A 562-nucleotide genomic window follows, 5' to 3' on the forward strand; every position below is an offset into this window, starting at 1 on the left:
CGTCCACACCGCGCGGCCGCCGCCCTCCGGCAGCCCCTGCTCGGCGAAGTCCCACGCGTTCACGGCGCGCACCGCCCCGCCGCGCCACGGTTCGAGACGACAGGCGGTACGCGCCCAGGCCAGCAGCGCCTGGCTGCTCGTCGCCTCGCGCGGCTGACGGGCCGGGGGAGTCCCGTGGCCGGGCAGCGGGGTGTACGTGAGGTGCACCGGTGAGAGGCCGCCCAGGTCGGCGACGAGGAACGCGTGGTGCTCCACGATCCGCCCGGAGGAGCGCAGTTGCAGCACCGGGCGCCGGTCGCAGCCCGCCGCCGGGGCGACCGGCACCGCATCGCTCACGCCGTCCTTCGACAGGTGCAGCGCCCGCGCCGGGGTGTCGGGCCGCAGCAGGTCGCGCGTGGTCGCCTCGGAGACCCACGGAGCCGTCAGGTAGCGGGCCGCACCGTCGGACCGGGACAGCACCACGGAGGCCGCCGTGGTGACGTCGGCGTCGTCGACGCGGGCCAGGTCGAGCGCGGCCCGGCCGGATCCCTCGGGTTCGCTGTAGCGGGCCAGCCGGTCGTCG

1 pseudogene is annotated in these 562 nt (G+C 77.4%); it reads right to left on the reverse strand.

Annotated features, from left to right (window positions below):
* Positions 1–562: pseudogene (locus G3I40_RS43550) on the reverse strand (hypothetical protein); the annotation flags it as partial.

The organism is Streptomyces sp. SID14478 (assembly GCF_010548525.1).
Taxonomy (GTDB): Bacteria; Actinomycetota; Actinomycetes; order Streptomycetales; family Streptomycetaceae; genus Streptomyces.